Source organism: Achromobacter spanius, assembly GCF_002966795.1.
Taxonomy (GTDB): domain Bacteria; phylum Pseudomonadota; class Gammaproteobacteria; order Burkholderiales; family Burkholderiaceae_B; genus Achromobacter; species Achromobacter spanius_D.
The window spans coordinates 2,054,835-2,072,889 of the sequence record NZ_CP023270.1; the positions used below are offsets into that span (position 1 = coordinate 2,054,835).

At 65.1% G+C, this 18,055-nt stretch carries 15 protein-coding genes and 1 pseudogene; 8 read left to right on the plus strand and 8 right to left on the minus strand.

Annotation, left to right across the window (positions count from 1 at the left end):
- Nucleotide 1: 1 nt before the first annotated feature.
- Nucleotides 2-223, plus strand: a pseudogene (locus CLM73_RS29385) (DUF192 domain-containing protein); the annotation flags it as partial.
- Nucleotides 224-229: 6 nt separating this feature from the next.
- Here the strand turns inward: CLM73_RS29385 and CLM73_RS29220 are convergent.
- Together CLM73_RS29220 and CLM73_RS09240 are read right to left on the minus strand one after the other, a co-directional pair.
- Complete coding sequence (locus tag CLM73_RS29220; RefSeq protein ID WP_234015838.1) at nucleotides 230-1,033, minus strand: BPSS1780 family membrane protein; 804 nt, start codon at nucleotides 1,031-1,033, stop codon at nucleotides 230-232.
- 63 nt (nucleotides 1,034-1,096) lie between these two features.
- On the minus strand, nucleotides 1,097-2,065 hold the full coding sequence (locus CLM73_RS09240; RefSeq protein ID WP_105238176.1) for a homoserine kinase: 969 nt from the start codon (nucleotides 2,063-2,065) through the stop codon (nucleotides 1,097-1,099).
- Nucleotides 2,066-2,282: 217 nt separating this feature from the next.
- Between CLM73_RS09240 and dusA the strand changes: the two genes are divergently transcribed.
- Nucleotides 2,283-3,263, plus strand: a complete 981-nt coding sequence (gene dusA, locus CLM73_RS09245; protein ID WP_234015886.1) for a tRNA dihydrouridine(20/20a) synthase DusA — start codon at nucleotides 2,283-2,285, stop codon at nucleotides 3,261-3,263.
- A 34-nt stretch (nucleotides 3,264-3,297) separates the two neighbouring features.
- Here the strand turns inward: dusA and CLM73_RS09250 are convergent, their stop codons facing one another.
- Nucleotides 3,298-3,762: a CBS domain-containing protein gene (locus CLM73_RS09250; protein ID WP_105238178.1), complete on the minus strand. Its 465-nt coding sequence runs from the start codon at nucleotides 3,760-3,762 to the stop codon at nucleotides 3,298-3,300.
- Nucleotides 3,763-3,799: 37 nt separating this feature from the next.
- A complete protein-coding gene (locus CLM73_RS09255; protein WP_105238179.1) occupies nucleotides 3,800-5,113 on the minus strand; it encodes a YihY family inner membrane protein in 1,314 nt (437 codons plus the stop codon).
- Nucleotides 5,114-5,130: 17 nt separating this feature from the next.
- Here CLM73_RS09255 and CLM73_RS09260 point away from each other — a divergent pair, with 17 nt between their 5' ends.
- The 3 genes from CLM73_RS09260 (at nucleotide 5,131) to CLM73_RS09270 (ending at nucleotide 7,918) form a co-directional block, all read left to right on the plus strand.
- Nucleotides 5,131-5,502, plus strand: coding sequence for a DUF2069 domain-containing protein (locus CLM73_RS09260; protein ID WP_056571311.1), 372 nt, complete (start codon nucleotides 5,131-5,133; stop codon nucleotides 5,500-5,502).
- The gene (locus tag CLM73_RS09265; RefSeq protein WP_105238180.1) at nucleotides 5,499-6,986 is read left to right on the plus strand and encodes a protein adenylyltransferase SelO; all 1,488 of its coding nucleotides are present in this window, start codon (nucleotides 5,499-5,501) and stop codon (nucleotides 6,984-6,986) included. The genes CLM73_RS09260 and CLM73_RS09265 overlap by 4 nt, the downstream gene beginning before the upstream one ends.
- A gap of 212 nt (nucleotides 6,987-7,198) precedes the next feature.
- On the plus strand, nucleotides 7,199-7,918 hold the full coding sequence (locus CLM73_RS09270; RefSeq protein ID WP_043518814.1) for a response regulator transcription factor: 720 nt from the start codon (nucleotides 7,199-7,201) through the stop codon (nucleotides 7,916-7,918).
- A gap of 13 nt (nucleotides 7,919-7,931) precedes the next feature.
- Here CLM73_RS09270 and CLM73_RS09275 read toward each other — a convergent pair whose 3' ends face one another.
- Both CLM73_RS09275 and CLM73_RS09280 read right to left on the minus strand, forming a co-directional pair.
- Entirely contained in the window at nucleotides 7,932-9,464 is a 1,533-nt protein-coding gene (locus tag CLM73_RS09275; protein WP_105238181.1) for a sensor histidine kinase, read from the minus strand.
- Between the two features lie 8 nt (nucleotides 9,465-9,472).
- The gene (locus CLM73_RS09280; RefSeq protein WP_234015887.1) at nucleotides 9,473-11,365 is read right to left on the minus strand and encodes an EAL domain-containing protein; all 1,893 of its coding nucleotides are present in this window, start codon (nucleotides 11,363-11,365) and stop codon (nucleotides 9,473-9,475) included.
- A 527-nt stretch (nucleotides 11,366-11,892) separates the two neighbouring features.
- Between CLM73_RS09280 and CLM73_RS09285 the strand changes: the two genes are divergently transcribed.
- From CLM73_RS09285 to CLM73_RS09295, 3 genes are read left to right on the plus strand one after another with little or no spacing between them, the layout of a single operon-like run.
- Nucleotides 11,893-13,275 (plus strand): putative bifunctional diguanylate cyclase/phosphodiesterase, encoded by a 1,383-nt coding sequence (locus CLM73_RS09285; protein WP_105238183.1) that lies wholly within the window; start codon nucleotides 11,893-11,895, stop codon nucleotides 13,273-13,275.
- A 36-nt stretch (nucleotides 13,276-13,311) separates the two neighbouring features.
- Nucleotides 13,312-14,382, plus strand: coding sequence for a chorismate synthase (aroC, locus tag CLM73_RS09290; protein WP_105238184.1), 1,071 nt, complete (start codon nucleotides 13,312-13,314; stop codon nucleotides 14,380-14,382).
- Nucleotides 14,383-14,419: 37 nt separating this feature from the next.
- The gene (locus CLM73_RS09295) at nucleotides 14,420-15,259 is read left to right on the plus strand and encodes a M48 family metallopeptidase (protein ID WP_105241443.1); all 840 of its coding nucleotides are present in this window, start codon (nucleotides 14,420-14,422) and stop codon (nucleotides 15,257-15,259) included.
- Between the two features lie 58 nt (nucleotides 15,260-15,317).
- Here CLM73_RS09295 and CLM73_RS09300 read toward each other — a convergent pair whose 3' ends face one another.
- Both CLM73_RS09300 and CLM73_RS09305 read right to left on the minus strand, forming a co-directional pair.
- A complete protein-coding gene (locus CLM73_RS09300; RefSeq protein ID WP_105238185.1) occupies nucleotides 15,318-17,279 on the minus strand; it encodes a LapD/MoxY N-terminal periplasmic domain-containing protein in 1,962 nt (653 codons plus the stop codon).
- Between the two features lie 17 nt (nucleotides 17,280-17,296).
- Nucleotides 17,297-17,980: a transglutaminase-like cysteine peptidase gene (locus CLM73_RS09305; protein WP_199778270.1), complete on the minus strand. Its 684-nt coding sequence runs from the start codon at nucleotides 17,978-17,980 to the stop codon at nucleotides 17,297-17,299.
- Nucleotides 17,981-18,055 lie beyond the last annotated feature (75 nt).

Genomic DNA, 18,055 nt, shown 5'->3' on the forward strand with positions numbered 1-18,055 from the left:
CATGTCATTGCGCGAAGGGCGCCTGCGATTGCTGACAGTGAAGCACTGGCGGGGACGGATACGTGGGTTGCTGGGGCGGGCCCCGCCGGGGCCGCGGGCGGGCGTGCTGCTGACTCCCTGCGCCGCGGTGCACACCATCGGCATGCGTTACGCCATCGACGTGGCGTTCATCGGCCGGGACGGCCGGGTGTTGGAGCTACGCCGGGCGCTTGCGCCATGGCGGGTAGCGCTATGCCTGCGCGCCGTTGCCGTTGTCGAGATGCGTGCTGGCGTTATTGATGCCGAACACGGAGGTATAGGCCGGATAGAAGCTGCAGTACAGAACGCCGCCCGCCGCAATGTTGAACGGGATCTGCAGCGTGCCGGCAAACTGAGGCGACAATCCGACGGCAACCAGCAGCCCGGCGCACAGGTCGATGAACAGGAACACCATGATCCAGCAGACGCCGTACACCAGGAACGGTAGCTTGTTGCGCCAGCAGGCGATGCCGGAAAAGAACAAGGCCTGAGTCAGGCGCAGACCGTGCCAAGCCACCAGCACGGGGGCGTGCCAGAACAGCGCCGCGATCACCACGTAGCAGATCGCGAACAGCATCAGCGGCATGGCCATGGCTGACAGAATCGGCTCCATGCTTTTTTCAACCGAGGCGATGCGCATGCCTTCCATCATGGCGTCGGAGAAGGGCAGGAAGATGGCCAGGCCCATCAGCAGGCAGGTGCCGGCATAAAGCACACCCATCAGGAACAGCTTGCGGAACACGCCCGGCTGCTTGAGGGGCTTTCCCCACATGGACGGCAGCATGACGCGGTCGGCCTCTACGTGCTTGCACGCGGACAGCGTCATCAGGGTGATGATGGGCATCAGGGCCACGACGAGCATCGGACCGATGGGCGGAGTTGCGGAAGCGAAGACGACGAGCAGGCTGATGGCCATGGCCCAGGTGAACATGGCCAGGGGTTGCTTGCGGAACAGACGGAATCCGTCGCGGACCCAAAGCCAGCCGGACGTCGCGGGTAGAAATGCTGCTTGCATGGCTCTCTAGAGGGGAGGTCTCTCAAATAGGGGGTGCTGTTCCCATTATGGGGGGCGTAGCGGTTACGGCAAGACGGGCAGTTCCGAGCGGTGGCGCGCTTGCAACACTCTTTCGAAGTGGCGCGGATCGTGCGGCTTGAGCGTCTGCGCCGGGCGGGGCAGGAAGAAGTCATACAACCGGGACAGCCAGAAACGCAAGGCGGCCGCGCGCAGCATCTGGGGCCAGACTTCGCGCTCGGCGTCGGTGAACGGGCGCACGGCAGCGTACGCAGCCAGCCAGGATTGCACCAGTTCGGGGATGAATTCGCCGGTGTCGCGATCGATGCACCAGTCGTTGACGCTGACCGCCACGTCGAACAGCCACGTGTCGCAGCCCGCGAAATAGAAGTCGATGATGCCACCCATGAGGGGATCTTCGAACGTGCCGGCGAAGAGGACATTGTCCCGGAACAGGTCGCAGTGGGCGGGGCCGGACTGCAAGGCCTGCCATGCGGACGTCTTGGTGGCGGCCTGCTGCGCAGCCAGCTCGGACGTCAGCAGTTCGGCCTGGGCCGGGCTGAGAAAGGGCATGACCTTGGGCGCGGTCTCCAGCCACCACGACAGCCCGCGCAGGTTGGGCTGGTGGATCGGAAAGTCCTGCGCCGCGACGTGGGCGCGGGCAAGGGTGGCGCCGGCGAGCGCGCAGTGGGCGGGGCCGGGGGCCGGCTCGTACCCGCCGGGCAGGCGCGACACGATGGCGCACGGCTTGCCGTGCAGCGTGGTCAGGCGGGTGCCGTCGCGCAAGGTCTGGGGTTGCGGGGCCGGGATGCCGCGCTCGGCCAGGTGATACATCAGCTCAATGTAGAAGGGCAGCTGGGCCTGCGTCAGCACCTCGAACAGCGTCAAGACATACTCGCCGCGCGTCGTGTACAGAAAATAGTTGGTGTTTTCGATACCCGCCGTAATGCCTCGAAGCGAGACGAACTCGCCCAGATCGAAATGCGCCAGCAGGGCGCGCGCGTCGTCATCGGATACGGGGGTGAATACGGCCATGGATCTTCGGTATGAGGGTTGAACGGACGCGCGCACGGACGTGCAGGGTCGCGGCGCCGCAATTTTAGACCACATGGAGGGCGGCTTCGGTCCGCGATTCCTGGTGATGTGCCGAGCCCGGCGGGCACAATGTCGCCAAGCACCGTAAAATACCGCATCCCCTTGTTTTGTAGAGTGATTCTTGGACTCCCCCGACTGGCGGCTTTGCGTCGCCCCGATGATCGACGTCACTGATCGCCATTGCCGGTACTTTCACCGGCTGCTGGCGCCGCGCGCCCGCCTGTACACCGAAATGATTACCACCGGTGCGCTGCTGCACGGCAATGTGGCCCGCCACCTGGACTTTGACGAGGCCGAGCATCCCGTTGCCTTGCAACTGGGCGGCAGCGAGCCCGACGCGCTGGCGCACGCCGCCAAGCTGGGCAAGCAATGGGGCTATGACGAAATCAACCTGAATTGCGGATGCCCGTCCGAACGGGTGCAAAAGGGGGCCTTTGGCGCCTGCCTGATGGCCGAACCGGCGCTCGTGGCCGACTGCATGAAGGCCATGCAGGACGCCGTGGACATTCCTGTCACGGTCAAGCACCGCCTGGGGCTGGACTACGACGAATCCTATGAATTCGTGCGTGATTTCGTGGGCAAGGTCTACGACACCGGCTGCCGGGTATTCATCGCGCATGCGCGCAATGCGGTGCTTAAGGGCTTGTCACCCAAGGACAATCGCGAAATCCCGCCGCTGCGCTATGACGTGGTCGCGCAATTGAAGCGCGATTTCCCGGATTGCACCTTTGTGCTCAATGGCGGTCTGGCCGATGCCGGACAGTCGGTGCAGGCGGCCGGGGCCTTTGATGGGGTGATGCTCGGACGCGCCGCCTGGCATACGCCGCGCGTGCTGTCTGAGGTGTCAATGCAGTTGTGGCCGTCGGTGCGGCTGCCCAGCGATGCGCAGGTCGTGGACGCCATGACGGAATACGCCGCGCGGCAGGTTGCGAAGGGCGTGCCGCTGCGGGTGATGACGCGGCCGATGCTGGGGCTGGTGAACGGCCAGTCGGGTGCGCGCCGGTGGCGCCGGATGCTGTCGGATCCGGCCTTGCTGGCCGCGAACAATCCAGAACTGATCTATGACGCGTGGCGCAGCCAGCGTCATGCGCCGGGCGCGCGAGACGCCACACGCGAGGCCGCGCCCGCCGGGATGTGAATCCGCAGCCGGCGCTGCAATGGCGCCGGCTGGTTCAGGTTCCGGACTGGGCCGGTTCCGCGCTTTCGGCGGGCCAATCGCGAATGTAGGCTTTCAGCATGTTGTTTTCGAACTGCTGGGCCGCGACGATGGCCTGCGCCATGTCGTAGAACGAAATGACGCCCATCAGCGTGGGGCCGTCCATGACGGGGATGTAGCGCGCGTGCTTTTCCAGCATCAGGCGCTGGACTTCGTCGGCGCTGGTGTTGGGCGAAACGCTGACGGGCGCGTCGTCCATGATGGACCGGATGGTCGTATCGCCCGCGCCACCATGCGCGTGCATGTGGCGGATGATTTCGCGGAACGTAAGCATGCCGGTCAACGTGCCGAATTCCATGATGACCAGCGAGCCTATGTCTTGTTCGCTCATGGTTTGCACGGCCTGGGCCACGGGCATGTCCGGCGACGCCGTATAGAGCGTATCGCCCTTGACGCGCAAAATCTCACTGACCTTCAACATCGGTATCTCCTGGGGGCGGACTGCGCCCTATGCTTTGCTATTTCTTGTTCGCTTCCAGTTGCAGCACTGGGGCGACTCCATTTCCGGTATTTTGCGCTTCTCCGCAGAGTTCTTCCAGCGTTGGCGTGGTTTGCGGCGAATTTACGGACGATACGATGCGCAGGATGTCGGGGTCGTTGCGCACGCGAGATTGGCTTCGGTCCAGCAGGAAGCGATCCACGACAGGCGCCAGCGAGGTTTCGCGCGCGTCGCACGTCAGCATCCAGTTGTCGTCGGGACTGCGGGTGGCCAGTCCCATCGCGCTCAGCGTTTCCAAGACTTCGTTGAGTTCGTCCTGATGCAGCCGCAGTTGCGAAGCCAGCGTGTTGGCGGCCACGCCGCCGGGTGTCGACAACTGCGCGCGGCGCAGCGCCCGCAAGGCGTCCAGCGCATCGACGAACGAGGCGCCCGGGTAGCGGTTGATGTGCCAGCGTCCCAGCCGGATCAGCGGCGCACTGGAGGCAAGCGTTGCGCCCAGCAGCACGGCCAGCCAGGACAGGTAGATCCACAAGAGGAAGATGGGCAGGGTGGCAAACGCGCCGTAGATGACCGTGTAGGTGGGAAACCGCGTCAGGTAGAAGGCGAACGCGGACTTCATGATTTCCAGCACGATGGCCGTGACGCAGCCCCCGACCAACGCGTCGCGCCACAGCACGTCGCGGTTGGGCACGACAACGAACAGCGCGGCAAAGCCCAGGCCGGTCAGCACCAGCGGGATGAACGAGACGACGACACTGATGACTTCAGGCACGTCCTTGATGAGGCCCAGCGATTCGCGGGCCACGAACGAAGTCGCCCACAGGCTGGCGCCCGCCAGGACGGGACCAAGCGTGATGATGGCCCAGTACACCAGCGCACGTTGCGGCAAGGGGCGCTGGCGCGAGACGCGCCAGATGTCGTTGAAGGCCTGGTCGATCGTCATGATCAACAGCAGCGACGTGACCAGCAGGAACGCCCCGCCAATCGCGGTCAGGCGCGATGCCTGATGGGCGAACTGGTTCAGGTAATCCATGATGTTGTCCGAGACGGACGGCGGCATCAGGCTGGTGGTGAGGAAGTCCTCGAGGGCGACCCGGAATTCCTGGAACACGGGAAAGGCCGTGAACAGCGACAGCACCACCGCGAGCATGGGGACGATGGCCAGAACGGTGGTGAAGGTGAGGCTGGAGGCGACCTGCAGCAGCTTCTCTTCGTTGGCGCGTTGGAAGACGAAACGAAATACGCGTCCGGTCCTCGCGACCCGGGAAATGCGCGAGGTTGGTCGTTCTTTGACCGCCGGCGTAGCGGCGGCGGGCTCGGCGGGGCGATTCATCAGGCGATAATAGCAGCATGAATCCCGAACTCAACCCCCGCTTGCGCCTCGTGGCCTCGGTTTCATTGTTTGCCCTGATCGTGCTGTGCGTCGCCTGGGAAACCGTGGTGGCGCCCGTGCGGCCGGGCGGTTCCTGGATGCTGCTGAAAGCCTTGCCGCTGGCGTTTCCGCTGCGCGGCATCGTGCGCGGCAATCTCTACACTTACCAGTGGGCGGCCATGCTGTCGCTGCTGTATCTGATGGAAGGCGTGGTGCGCGCCATGTCGGATCCGGCGCCGCTGTCCGTTTTGATGGCGTGGGGCGAGATCATCTTGTCCACCACCTTTTTCCTCAGCGCCATCTTCTATGTGCGGCCCGCCAAGCGCGCTGCCCGGAGTCAACGCGCATGAATGCCCTGTCCCTGTCCGAACTGCAAGCCGTCAATTCCTTTGCGGCCCTGCCCGAAGCCTTCTACACCCGGCTGGCGCCGCGTGGGCTGAACAATCCGCGCCTGCTGCATGCCAACGAGCAGGCGGCCGCCCTGATCGGCCTGGATCCGTCGGTCCTGACCACCCCCGAGTTCCTGCAGGTATTTTCCGGCGGCCAGCCTTTGCCGGGCGGGGATACGCTTGCTGCCGTCTATAGCGGTCACCAGTTCGGGGTGTGGGCGGGGCAGCTTGGCGATGGACGGGCGCATCTGCTGGGTGAAGTTCAAGGGCCCGCGGGCGCCTGGGAGCTGCAGCTCAAGGGCTCCGGCATGACGCCGTATTCGCGGATGGGCGACGGGCGGGCCGTGTTGCGGTCGTCCGTGCGCGAATACCTGGCCAGCGAGGCCATGTTCGGGCTGGGCGTGCCCACCACGCGTGCCCTGGCGCTGGTAGTCTCCGATGACCCGGTCATGCGCGAGACCGTCGAGACGGCGGCGATCGTGACCCGGATGTCGCCCAGTTTCGTCAGATTCGGCTCGTTTGAACATTGGTCATCGCGCCGTCAGCCCGATATGCTGAAAACGCTGGCCGATTATGTGATCGACCGCTACTACCCCGAATGCCGCGACGTGCAGACGGGAAATTCGGCGTCCGATACCGCCCCGTACGTGAATCTGCTGCGGGAAGTCACGCGGCGCACGGCGTTGCTGATGGCGGACTGGCAGGCAGTCGGGTTTTGCCACGGCGTCATGAATACCGACAATATGTCGATCCTGGGGCTGACGCTGGATTACGGTCCTTATGGTTTCCTGGACGGATTCCGGCTGGGCCATATCTGCAACCATTCGGATGCCGAGGGGCGTTACTCCTGGAATCGGCAGCCTTCCGTGGCGCTGTGGAACCTGTATCGGCTGGGCGGGAGTCTGCACATGCTCGTGCAGGACGCCGACGCGCTGCGCGCGGTGCTGGACGAATTCGAAGCCATTTTCACGCGCGCGTTCCATGACAAGATGGGCGCCAAGATGGGATTGACGGCGTGGCGACCGGAAGATGAGGCGCTGCTGGACGATCTGCTTAAACTGATGGACGCCAATCAGGCGGACTTTACGTTGTCTTGGCGGCGGCTGGCCGATGCCACGCAAGGACAGCGCAGCGGTTTTGAGGATTTGTTTATTGACCGGCCCGCCGCCGGCGCCTGGCTTGACCGCCTGCTGGCTCGCCATGCACAGGATGGAAGGCCCGCCTCGGAAACGGCGGCCGCCATGAATGGCGTGAATCCGTTATACGTGCTGCGCAACCATCTGGCGGAAGAGGCGATTCGCGCGGCCAAAGCTGGCGACGCCAGCGAAATTGAAACGCTCATGAAATTGCTGCGCAATCCCTTCGTCGCGCAGGACGGTTTTGAGCGCTATGCCGGCTTGCCGCCCGATTGGGCGGGCGAAATTGAAGTGAGTTGCTCGTCCTGAGGATGGTTTTGCGATATCGTCGGCAACATTAATCCCGCGTTATTGCCCGGGATTAAGGAAAATCCTTGGCAAAAATGTGAAATATCGCCGTTTTTTTCGCTGCAATCATTCGTTTCTATTGTAAAAGTCGTAAGATTGCCGGCTCCGGGGCATTTTTGTTGCGTGGGCGCTCCAGGGGTTTGTCGACAATTTCAATGTAAAGCACTCTGAATATGCCTGGTGCAGATGGTTTGCTATGTATAGGTCTGCTTGAGGACGACGCCGACTTCCGCGAGGAACTGGCGTTGGGCTTGGGCGGCTACGGCTTTCGCGTGGCGTTCGCTTGTGACAATGCAGTGGCGTTTTACCGTCGCCTGCAGGAACAGCCGTGCGACATCGTCATTCTCGACGCTCATCTTCCCGGCGAAGATGGGTTTTCCGTCGCGACCCGCCTGCGCGCCCTGAGCCCGGTGGGCATCGTCATGCTGACGGGCCGCAGCGCCCTGGAAGACCGCGTCCGCGGGTTGGAAGGCGGGGCCGACGTCTACATGACCAAGCCGGTCGATCTGCTGGAACTCAGCTCGGTCATCCGCAGCCTGGCGCGCCGCATGCGGCTGGCCAAGGCGCCGCGCCCGGCCGACGCCGAAACGCGCGCCTCGGCGGATACGAACTGGTCGCTGCAGGACGGCGGCTGGATTCTTGTGGCGCCCGATGGCGCATCGTTGCACCTGAGCGCGCAGGAACGGACGTTCCTCGTTGCGCTGATGGATGCCGCGGGCAGCGCCGTCAGCCGCCAGGCACTGGCCGAACTCTTCCTGCCTGACAGCCCGGGCGGATTTGAATTGCGGCGCATCGACGTGCTGGTGAGCCGCCTGCGCGCCAAGGCGCAGAGCGCCGGTCTCAAGCTGCCGGTGTTGTCGGTACGCGGCCAGGGCTACGTGTTCGCGGCTTAGGCTGCCTCAGCGCCTAAGCCGACGGCGCGCTGGCGGGCAGGGTGACGACAAAGCGCGTGCCCACGCCCACCTTGCTTTGCATCGTCAGCGATCCGCCCTGGCTCTGGCAGATGCGCCGGGCCAGGTACAGCCCAATCCCCATGCCTTGAGTTTCGCGGTGCGCAGACCGCCGAAAGCGCGGTTCGAAGATCCGCGCCTGTTCCTCTTCTCCGATACCGGGTCCGCGGTCCACCACGGCGGCCCACGTCATGGCCGTGTCGCCAACCCGCGTGTGACCCGTCTCGATCCGCACCGGCTCGCTGGCCGGCGAATATTTGATGGCGTTGTGGATCAGGTTGCGCACGACGACGCTGGTGAGCGGGCGATCGCAGAACACCGGCTGCGGCGCTTGCGCTTCCAGCACCAAGGCATGGGCGGTATCCGGGCGCATGGCGTTCACCACGTCGCGCACCAGTTCGGCCATGTCGGTCTGTTCGCCGCGCGGGCTCCAGGCGTGTTCCTCAAGGCGGTCCTGGTTCAACAACTGATCCATCAGTTCGGTCATGCGTGCGACCGACCGGTGTATGCGCGCCAGCCGCGTGTCCACGGTTTCGCCGCTGTCCGAGAGAATCATGTCCAGGGATTGCGCCGCAGCGCTGATGGTGGCCAGGGGCGCGCGCAGCTCGTGCGAAATGAGCGCGTTCATCTGCCGCTGCGTGTCCAGCGCGCCGGCCAGTTCGGCCAGGCGCAGTTCGCCTTGCGCCAGATGTTCGGCGTCGGAGCTGGCGTTCTGGCTGCGCGCGGGCTCGGCGCTGTTGGATGCCTTCAGCGCCAGCCAGACGAGTGTGCCTGACACCAGCATCAATCTCAGCACTTCGAAGCTTGCATCCGCGGCGTCTGTTCCGCTTGCGCGCCATGCGTCGTGTCCGAGGATCCAGGCTGATGCGCCAAAGGCAAGCATCAGCGCCAGGTTGGCCGGACGACCAGACTGCTGCCGTACCGCGCTGGCCAGGAACCACAACGCCAACGGCACGCTGAGCGCCGCGCATACGCCGGCAATCGTCGCCGGCAGCATCCCCGATTCGGTTTCATACACGAAGATCAACGCCAGCGCCGCCACGCCTGAGAGCGCGATGCTGAGCCACCGGCACGCGACGCCCAATCCGGCCGCAATCCGAGAGCCCTGCAGCAGGGGCGCGGTCAGGGCGAGCAGGGCGGCATAGGAGGCGGCCTGCAGCGCGCCGGGCGGCATCAGATCGGGCAGGGAACGGAACAAACCTTCGACCAGCGCGAAGACCACGCCCGCCGCATACAAGGCGTTGCGCGTATGCGCCCACGCCACACCGCATGCCATCGCGCAGGCGATCGCAACGCCGGCGGTCAGGCCTGAGTGCAGATTGTCATAGCCGGCAGTGAGCGCGCCGGCATTCAACTCATAAGCGAGCGCGTAGGCCGGCCAGAAGAAGGCGCACAGCAGCAGCCCGAATCCCGACCAGACGGATGTCCGGAAGGCGCCGGGCTGGCCTGCGCGAGAGCGGCGGAAACGCCTGCGGGTACGAAGCAGCAATCCTTCTGTCAACTAGGAACCCATTGGTGATCATGTACATGGTCATGCGCGCGGGCGGCGTTTACGACCGCCCCGCTTATTGCGCGGACGCCGATTTCTTCCAGGACGCGCTGCGTGGCTGTGTCGGGTACGTCGGCCGCATAGACCGACATGCCGAGCGTCGTCGCGGTCGTCACTACGGTGGCCGCCAGGTGCTGGCTGCCGGGGCTTTGCAGGATGCCGCCGACGAAACTGCCGCTCAGCGTCACGTAGGAGACGGGGAATTCATGCAGGTGCTCCATGGCACCAAACTGCTGCGACAGTCGCGATATCCCGACTAGTCCGCCGGCGCCCGTGACGATGTCGCAGAGCTGGCGCATGTCAGCGCCTTGCTCGACCAGACCTGCGGCGTCCACTTCCAGGATCAGGCGGGTGGACAGCGCGGGCCGGTCGTCGAGCATGCGTTCAAGGCGCGCGAGGAACGATCCTTGCGCAAGGGTGGCGAGCGATACCGGCACCGTGAGCGCACCGTCATGGGTGAACAGCCAGTCCAGGCCAAGGCGGATCGCCTGAATATCGCATTCGGCGGACAGGCCCAGACGCACGGCCGGCGGCATGAAGATCGAGGCGGGCACGGGATCGGTGCCGGAAGCATCGTGCAGCGTCAAAGAGGCCTCGTGGTGCAGCAAGGCGCCGGACAGGTCATGCAAGGGCTGAGCAGACAGTGAGAACCGGTGCTGCTCCAGCGCCGTGATCAGCGCGTCGTGCCAACTGTATTCGCCGATGCGGGTGCTGTCAGCGGCCTGGCTTGCCGGGGTGATCTGATCGTCGTCCGCGCTTTCGGCGCACATCAGTGCGTGGTCCAGACGCGCCAGGATGTCGCTCATATTGTCGCCCGGGGCAAACGCCGCCATGGCCAGCGCCCAGCGGCACCACCCGTATTTGTCCATGGGCACGCGCAGCGACCGCAGCTCGCGCCGCACGCGTTCGGCCAGGACGCTGGCCTGTGGCGCCGAGGTGCGCGGCAGCAGAAGGGCGAAATCCGATCCGCTGATCCGCGCGATAAGCGTGCCCGGACCGCCAAATTCCTGCATGAGCTTACGCAGGCGGTCCGACGATGAGCGCAGCCACTGGTCAGTGAAGGCGCGCGACAGGTGGCGGTTGATCTGTGCAAGGTCTCGCTGGCGGAACATCAGCAGATGGCCGCCGGCCTCGTCGGATTTGTCGGCCAGCGCGATCCTGAACTGGTCGACAAAATGCTTGCGGTTCGACAGACGCGAGATGGGATCCCGGTAGATCTCGCTTTGCAGTGATTCGATGCGGGCATTCTGTTCCTCGACAGTGGCGGCGACGCGGCGCTGCGCGTCGACCAGTGCCTGGTCCACGCCGGGCACTTCGCACGAACCGCTCAGCGGCGCGTCGGCGCCGGGAGCCAGGGCGCGCACGCGTTCGCAGATGTCGCGGGACGTGCGGGCCTCGATCCATCGCACGAGATTGGTGGCGAATAGCGCCCAGAATGCGGCGGCGGCCAGTACCAGACCCAGCACCCGGACGCCGCCTTGCCAAAGGGTGTCGCGAGCCAGACGCGCGTCGGCCTGCACCGTAAGGGTGCCCTTGGCCTGGCCGCCCGGTATGACGAACGGCCGGGAAACGGCAGGCGCTTCCATATTCAACCAGGCGGCGCGCCAGTCGCGCTCCCGGCCCTGGGCAGCCTGTCCCGCCCGGCGTTCCACGCGCTGCGCGCTCCCTTCGTTCGTGATATTGACCAGGGCATACAGCCCCTGTCCGAACAGCTCATCGGCGAGCTCGACCTGCTCGCGGTGGCTGCCCGAACTGTGCGACAAGGCCCAAGCAAGCGTGTTCGCGCCCGATTCGCTTTGCTGGGCGAGCTGCGTATTCAGATAGCGGTGTGCCGCCAGCATCCCGAGGGCTTGGGCGCCCAGCAGGATAAAGCCGATCAGAAGGGCGGCGCATAAAAGCAGCCGGCGTAGGGTGAGCATGTACTTGCGAGTTGCTTCCTGGAACTGGATATCAAACGTGACACACGTTACGAAACGACAGCTGATAACGCTGACACTGTAATGGGACCTGTCACAGAACGCACAGAATATTACGAAATCCTCGGTCATATCAGACAAGGTGTGCAATTATTTCGTTCGTGAGAATTGCCCGTTTGAGAACTATTGAGACACTGCGTATTAATTTTTGGGTTCGCGGTGTCGTAGATGGGGCGAGGCATGGCGAGAGGACTGGCCAGCGACTGCTAACCCAGGACCCCGCCGTGACCGCTACGAGCAACATAGAATCCAGAGAAAGTCAGGAGAAAGGGGCGCGTTGCCTCCGAAATGTGGCGTTTTTTTGCGAAAACAATGCATAATTTAAAATATGTTACAGCCCCCGGGCCCGTGGTCGGGCCGCAACGCCGGGGGCTTTTGGATAGGGGGGCTCCGTGCGTGAGAGTTACCTGCTCGCACTGTGCCTGACGCTCGCGGGCGCACTTGCAGCGATCAGTCTGCTGTTCTTCCGCCGGGAGCGTGCGCTACGCCGCCGCCTGACGCGGGATGAACTGACCGGCCTCCTCAGCCAACAGGAGTTGCATCGTCGCGTGCGTGCCTGGCTGGGCCAGCCGCAGGGTACGACGCGCCGTGGCGCCTTTTTTCTCGTCAGTTTCGAACATTACGCACAGATCAGCGCCATGCTGCGCGCCGGCGAAGACCAGGCGCTGCTCGTTCAGGTGGCGGATCGCATCAGCCTGGTCGCGCGCACGCTTGGCGGGATGGCCGCGCGTACCGGGACCGACTCGTTCACCGTCTGTGTGCCCGGCGTGGACGAGGAGGGCGCTGCCCAGGTGTCGGCCAAACTGCTGGCCGACCTGAGTGCCCCCTATGAGCTGGGCGCCCGTCCCCTGATCGCAGTGTTCCGGATCGGCGCTGCCCTGTATCCTGCCCACGGCCGCAGCGTCGAGGAATTGCAACGCTGCGTGCAGGTGGCGATGGTGCCGCTCAAGGACCGGGGCGGCGAGGGCTGGAATCTCTTCGACTTCCGGCTGCTGGCGCGGCAGCGTGACCAGCAGGGCCTGGAAAACGACCTGAGGCTGGCGCTGACGACGCCGGCCATGGAACAGTTCGAACTCTATTACCAGCCGGTTTGCGACAGCGCGACCGGCGTGGTGCAGGGGTGCGAAGCGCTGCTGCGCTGGCATCATCCCGTGCTGGGCAGTGTGTCGCCCGCCGTGACGATCGAACTGGCCGAACGCAGCGGCCTGATCGTGCCGCTGGGCGCCTGGATCCTGGAGCGCGCGTGCACGCAGGCGGCGCTGTGGCCGACGGCGTGGCGGGTTCACGTGAACCTGTCGGTCAAGCAGATGAACGAAGACGGGCTGGTGCAGCTTGTGTCGGACGTGCTGGCCGCCACCCGGTTGTCGCCGCGCAAGCTGGTGCTGGAGATCACCGAATCCATCTTCATCCTGCACTACGAGCGGCATGTGAAGATCCTGAACACGTTGCGCGACATGGGCATCGGTGTGGCGCTGGATGACTTTGGCTGCGGCTATTCCAGCCTGAACCATCTGCGCCATCTGCCCATAGACTGGGTCAAGATCGACCGCAGCTTCATTTCCGCCCTGGAATCGGACGCCGGCAGCCGCGAGGTGGTCTCCGCCCTGTTCGGCCTGTGCCAGGCAATGCACCTGCCGGTCGTGGCTGAAGGCGTCGAAACCGAAGGGCAGCGCGAAATCCTGAAGTCGTTGGGATGCCGCGTGATGCAGGGCTTTCTGCTGGGACGGCCGGCGCCCGCCGCCGAAATCCAGGCTTTGGCCGCGGCGGTGTCATAATCGGGGTTGCTTGCAAACCCGACCTGTTGACTCCTTATGCCCGGCAATACCCTAGGTACTCTCTTTACCGTCACGAATTTCGGCGAATCCCACGGGCCGGCCATCGGCTGCGTCGTGGACGGCTGTCCCCCCGGACTGGCCCTCGACGCATCCGACATCCAGTTCGAACTGGACCGCCGCCGCCCGGGCACCTCGCGCCACGTGACGCAGCGCCAGGAAGCCGACCAGGTCGAGATTCTGTCCGGCGTCTACGAAGGGGTCACCACCGGCACGCCGATCGGGCTGCTGATCCGCAACACCGACGCGCGCAGCAAGGACTACTCCAACATCCAGGACACCTTCCGCCCGGGCCACGCCGATTTCGCCTACTGGCGCAAGTTTGGCGTGCGCGACCCGCGCGGCGGCGGACGTTCCTCGGCGCGGCTGACGGCGCCCACCGTGGCAGCGGGCGCCATCGCCAAGAAGTGGCTGGCCGAGCAATACGGCGTCAAGGTGCGCGGCTACATGAGCCAACTGGGCCCTGTCGCCATCCCGTTCGTTTCGTGGGACGAAGTGCCCAACAATCCCTTCTATGCCCCCAACGCCGAGGTCGTCCCCGAACTGGAAGCCTATATGGATCAGTTGCGCCGGGACGGCGATTCCATCGGCGCGCGCATCGAGGTCGTGGCAGAGAACCTGCCGGCCGGCTGGGGCGAACCCATCTACGACCGCCTGGACGCCGACATTGCCCACGTCATGATGGGCCTGAATGCGGTCAAGGGCGTTTCCATTGGCGCCGGCTTTGACTGCGTGACGCAGCGCGGGTCGGAACATGGCGACGAGATCACGCCCGACGGCTTCCTGAGCAACCACGCCGGCGGCGTGCTGGGCGGCATTTCGACCGGCCAGCCCATCACCGTGTCGCTTGCGATCAAACCCACGTCGAGCATCCGCGTCGAGCGCCGCTCGGTCAACCGCGCCAACGAGCCGGTGATGGTGCAGACGCTGGGCCGTCACGACCCGTGCGTGGGCATCCGCGCCACGCCCATCGCCGAGGCCATGCTGGCGCTCGTGCTGATCGATCACGCGCTGCGCCATCGCGGACAGTGCGGCGCCGCGCCCGTCTGATCCGTTTTCCCGTAGTTGAATTGGCTTGGAGGCCGACATGAAACAGAAGCGTCATTTTCTGCGCAATGCCGGGGCCGTGCTGTCGCTGGCCGTGCTGGCCGGCTGCACCGGCATGAACACCACGCAGTCAGGCGCGGTGGGCGTCGACCGCAAGCAGTACATGTCCACCATGGTGCCGGCGCAGGCGCTGGAACAGGAAGCGAACCAGCAGTACGCCGACATCCTGCAGGAGGCCAAGTCCAAAGGCCTGCTGGACCGCGACGCCAAGCAAGTGGCGCGCGTGCGCGACATCTCGCAGCGCCTGATCGCGCAGGTGGGCGTGTTCCGTCCGGATGCGGCCAACTGGAAATGGGAAGTCCACGTGCTGTCCCAAAACGAGGTCAACGCCTGGTGCATGCCCGGCGGCAAGATCGCCGTCTACACCGGCCTGATCTCGCAGATCAAGCCGACCGACGATGAACTGGCGGCGGTGCTGGGCCATGAAATCGCCCACGCCCTGCGTGAACATGCGCGCGAGCGTGTGTCTCAGCAGATGGCGACTAATCTGGGCTTGCAGGTGTTGTCCATTGCGACCGGATCCAAGGCGGCGTCGGACCTGGGCAGTGAGTTGACCAGCGTGATGTTCACCTTGCCCAACAGCCGTACGCACGAGACCGAAGCGGACCGGATGGGCGTGGAACTGGCGGCCCGGGCGGGCTATGACCCGCGCGCCGCCGTGACGCTGTGGCAGAAGATGGGTGCGGCCAGCCAGGGCAGCGCACCGCCCGAAATCCTGTCGACCCACCCGTCGGCCGCCTCGCGCATCAGCGATCTGCAATCGGCTTCGCAGAAGGTGATGCCGCTTTACGAACAGTCCAAGGGACAAGCCGCGCGCTGAAAACGCCGCGACGGCGCGGTGTGCCTTGGGGCGCCCGCGCCGGTCTCTATTGCTTGCGCTACGCCCCGCTTACCGGCTTGACGCCTTGGCCGCGCATGATCTCGATGCCCAGGCCATGCAGAATGCGCTGCGTCTCGGCGTCCGGCACGTCTTCCGCGTAGACCGCGATCCCCAGCGAACGAGCCGTTTCCAGCACCGACGCCGTCAGTTGCTGGCTGCCCGGGCTTTGCGACATCCCGCCCACGAATCCCCCGCCCAACTTCACGTAGGACAACGGCAGCGTGTGCAGTTGCGCCACCGCGCCGAACTGCTGCGCAAGGCGGCGCACGCCGATGTGCGCGCCAAATTCCGCCGCGACCCGCGCAAAGGCGGTGATCTGCTCGTGGCATTCCACGAGCCCGTGCGCGTCGATTTCCACATACAGGCGGCGCGCCAGCGGACGGTTTTCGGTCAGCAGCAACGCCAGTTGGCGCAGGAACTTCTGGCCGCGCAGCGACGGCAGCGCCACGCGCACGGCAAGTTCGCCCGAATGGCTGGCCAGCCATTCCAGCCCGAGCCTCACGGATTCCAGATCGCATTCCGCCACCAGATCCAGCCGCACCGCCGGCGGGATGAAGAGCGTGGCCGGGATCGGTTCCTGGTCGGGCGCGGTGCGCAGCATCAGCATGGCTTCGGTGCGCACGACGTGACCGTCCAGCGCCAGCAGCGGTTCCGTCGACAGTTCGAACTGCCGGTTTTCCAACGCCGTCTGGATGGCGTCCTTCCAGGCACGTTCGCCCGCTTCGGAGGGCGATTGCATGTCGGTGGCGCCGGCGATAACGACCTGGTCATTGCCGGCGCTTTCCGCGCGCATCAGACCAAAATCCAGACGCGCGAGCACAGCGCCAGCCTGGCTGCCGTGGCCGTAATCGGTCATGGCCTGCGCCCAGCGGCAAAGATGGCCTTCGCCAACCGGAATGCGCGAGGCATGCAGATCCGCGCGCACCTGCTCGGCCACCATCATGGCTTGGGGCGCCGCGCAGCCTGGCAGCAGCAGCGCAAAGTCGGAGCCGTTCAGCCGCGCCAGCATGGGCGCGGCGACGTGCATGCGCTTGAGCGTGCCCTGGATGCGTTCGCAGGCGGTGCGCAGCCACTGGTCGATGAATTCGCGCGGCATGTGGCGGTTCAGGTCGGCCAGATCGCGCTGGCGGAACACCAGCACGTGCCCGCCATCGATGCGCGCCGTGCCCGCCGCGGGCCGGGTTTCCAGCGCGCGCCGGAACTCGTTGACGAAGTATTTGCGGTTGGGCAGGCCGGTCACCGGGTCCTGGTTCAGTTCCAGTTCCAGCGACTCGATCTTGGCGTTCTGTTCCTCGACGCTGGCATGGATCCGTTCGCGCGTCTGGTTCAGCGCCTGCACCACGCCGGACAACTCCGGCACGCGGGCCTCGACCTGCTCGCCGGGCGCGTCGCGGCCGATGCCGCGGACGTGTTCGCTGATCTCGCGCAGCAGGCGGTTCTTGATCCACCCGACCAGCACAAAGGCGAACATGGCCCACAGGATGCCCGCGCCCACGACCAGCGCGATCATCTTCAGGCTGCTGCGCCACAGGGCTTCCCAGGCGTAGGCATCATTGGCGATCAGCGTGACTTCGCCGATCTGACGCCAGCCGTCGCTGACCGCGTGGCTGGCCGCCTGGCTATCCAGCGGCGCCAGCGCCTGGAACCACGCTGGCACGGACGCGGCGGTGGCGGTCGACTTGCGTTCGATCAGCACCTTGCCGTCGGGATCCGTCAGGCGCACCAGCGAGAAGTGCCCGCCGTCGTAAAGCGCCGAGACCAGCAGTTCCTGCACGACCGGGTCGTTGTTGGCCGGTTGCGACAGGGACAGGGCCAGAGAGACGGCCGCGTCGGTGCTTTGCACCTGGAGCTGTCCGGACAGGTACTCGCGCGCCGAATTGACGCTGAGCGCCAGCGTCCCCAGCAAAATCACGCTGATGGCGAGGGTCACACTGAGCAATAGCTGACGAAGTATGGACATAGTCTTGTTTCCGGACATCAGGGGCGGATGCCTTCCCGTTCCATGCGTTGAAGTAGGTCGCGCCAGCGGCTAAGGCGGTCGACGGGCGCTGCCGCCTTGCCGTCCACGTAGACGCCGTCGGCGTTGAAACTGAAAACCGGCGTCAGGTCGCGCCGCTGCGTGGCCGGCAGGATGGTTGAAATCAGGCTGTCCAGCACCAGCGGGACGGCATTGGGGGTTTCGTAATAGCCCAGCACCATGTGAGCCACCTGGCTGCTGCTGGCCGCGCCGCCGATGCGGGCGCGTACGTAGATGAAGCGCAGCTTGTTGGCCGGCACGCCCATCGAGAGCAGGGTGAAATACTTGCCGATGACGTAGTCTTCGCAATCGCCGGCGCCTTTGCCTAGCGACTCCAATGGCGTGGCCCAGTAATCGGCTTGCTTCCAGATAAGGGAATCCTCGCCGGAGAGCAGGGCGCGGTTCCAGAAGTCGTTGGCGACGGTGAGACGGTCGCGGTCGGTTGCGGGGGCCGGGCTGCGCAGCAGTTGCAGCCAGTTCGATACGGACTTTGCGCCCTTGGCGCCATAGCGGCTGGCCGACAGGCTTTGCAGCCTGTCGGTGTTGATCTCCAGCGCCGAGCTGCCGCTCCACCCGCAAGCCAGGCATAGCAGCGCCACACGGCACAGAGTCAGCGCGCTACGGTAACGGCGGGTTAAGGGCATGAAACGGATTTTCACATTTTTTCGGGCCTCTTAGACGTGCCCTTGAAAAAATGCGTCGGTCGGGAAGGGAAGGCC

What these genes read in the sequence shown, in the direction of transcription:
- CLM73_RS29220 (WP_234015838.1), bottom strand. Translation starts at nt 1,033, where the DNA reads ATGCAAGCAGCATTTCTACCCGCGACGTCCGGCTGGCTTTGGGTCCGC.
- CLM73_RS09240 (WP_105238176.1), bottom strand. Translation starts at nt 2,065, where the DNA reads ATGGCCGTATTCACCCCCGTATCCGATGACGACGCGCGCGCCCTGCTG.
- dusA (WP_234015886.1), top strand. Translation starts at nt 2,283, where the DNA reads ATGATCGACGTCACTGATCGCCATTGCCGGTACTTTCACCGGCTGCTG.
- CLM73_RS09250 (WP_105238178.1), bottom strand. Translation starts at nt 3,762, where the DNA reads ATGTTGAAGGTCAGTGAGATTTTGCGCGTCAAGGGCGATACGCTCTAT.
- CLM73_RS09255 (WP_105238179.1), bottom strand. Translation starts at nt 5,113, where the DNA reads ATGAATCGCCCCGCCGAGCCCGCCGCCGCTACGCCGGCGGTCAAAGAA.
- CLM73_RS09260 (WP_056571311.1), top strand. Translation starts at nt 5,131, where the DNA reads ATGAATCCCGAACTCAACCCCCGCTTGCGCCTCGTGGCCTCGGTTTCA.
- CLM73_RS09265 (WP_105238180.1), top strand. Translation starts at nt 5,499, where the DNA reads ATGAATGCCCTGTCCCTGTCCGAACTGCAAGCCGTCAATTCCTTTGCG.
- CLM73_RS09270 (WP_043518814.1), top strand. Translation starts at nt 7,199, where the DNA reads ATGCCTGGTGCAGATGGTTTGCTATGTATAGGTCTGCTTGAGGACGAC.
- CLM73_RS09280 (WP_234015887.1), bottom strand. Translation starts at nt 11,365, where the DNA reads ATGCTGGCGGCACACCGCTATCTGAATACGCAGCTCGCCCAGCAAAGC.
- aroC (WP_105238184.1), top strand. Translation starts at nt 13,312, where the DNA reads ATGCCCGGCAATACCCTAGGTACTCTCTTTACCGTCACGAATTTCGGC.
- CLM73_RS09295 (WP_105241443.1), top strand. Translation starts at nt 14,420, where the DNA reads ATGAAACAGAAGCGTCATTTTCTGCGCAATGCCGGGGCCGTGCTGTCG.
- CLM73_RS09300 (WP_105238185.1), bottom strand. Translation starts at nt 17,279, where the DNA reads ATGTCCATACTTCGTCAGCTATTGCTCAGTGTGACCCTCGCCATCAGC.
- CLM73_RS09305 (WP_199778270.1), bottom strand. Translation starts at nt 17,980, where the DNA reads ATGCCCTTAACCCGCCGTTACCGTAGCGCGCTGACTCTGTGCCGTGTG.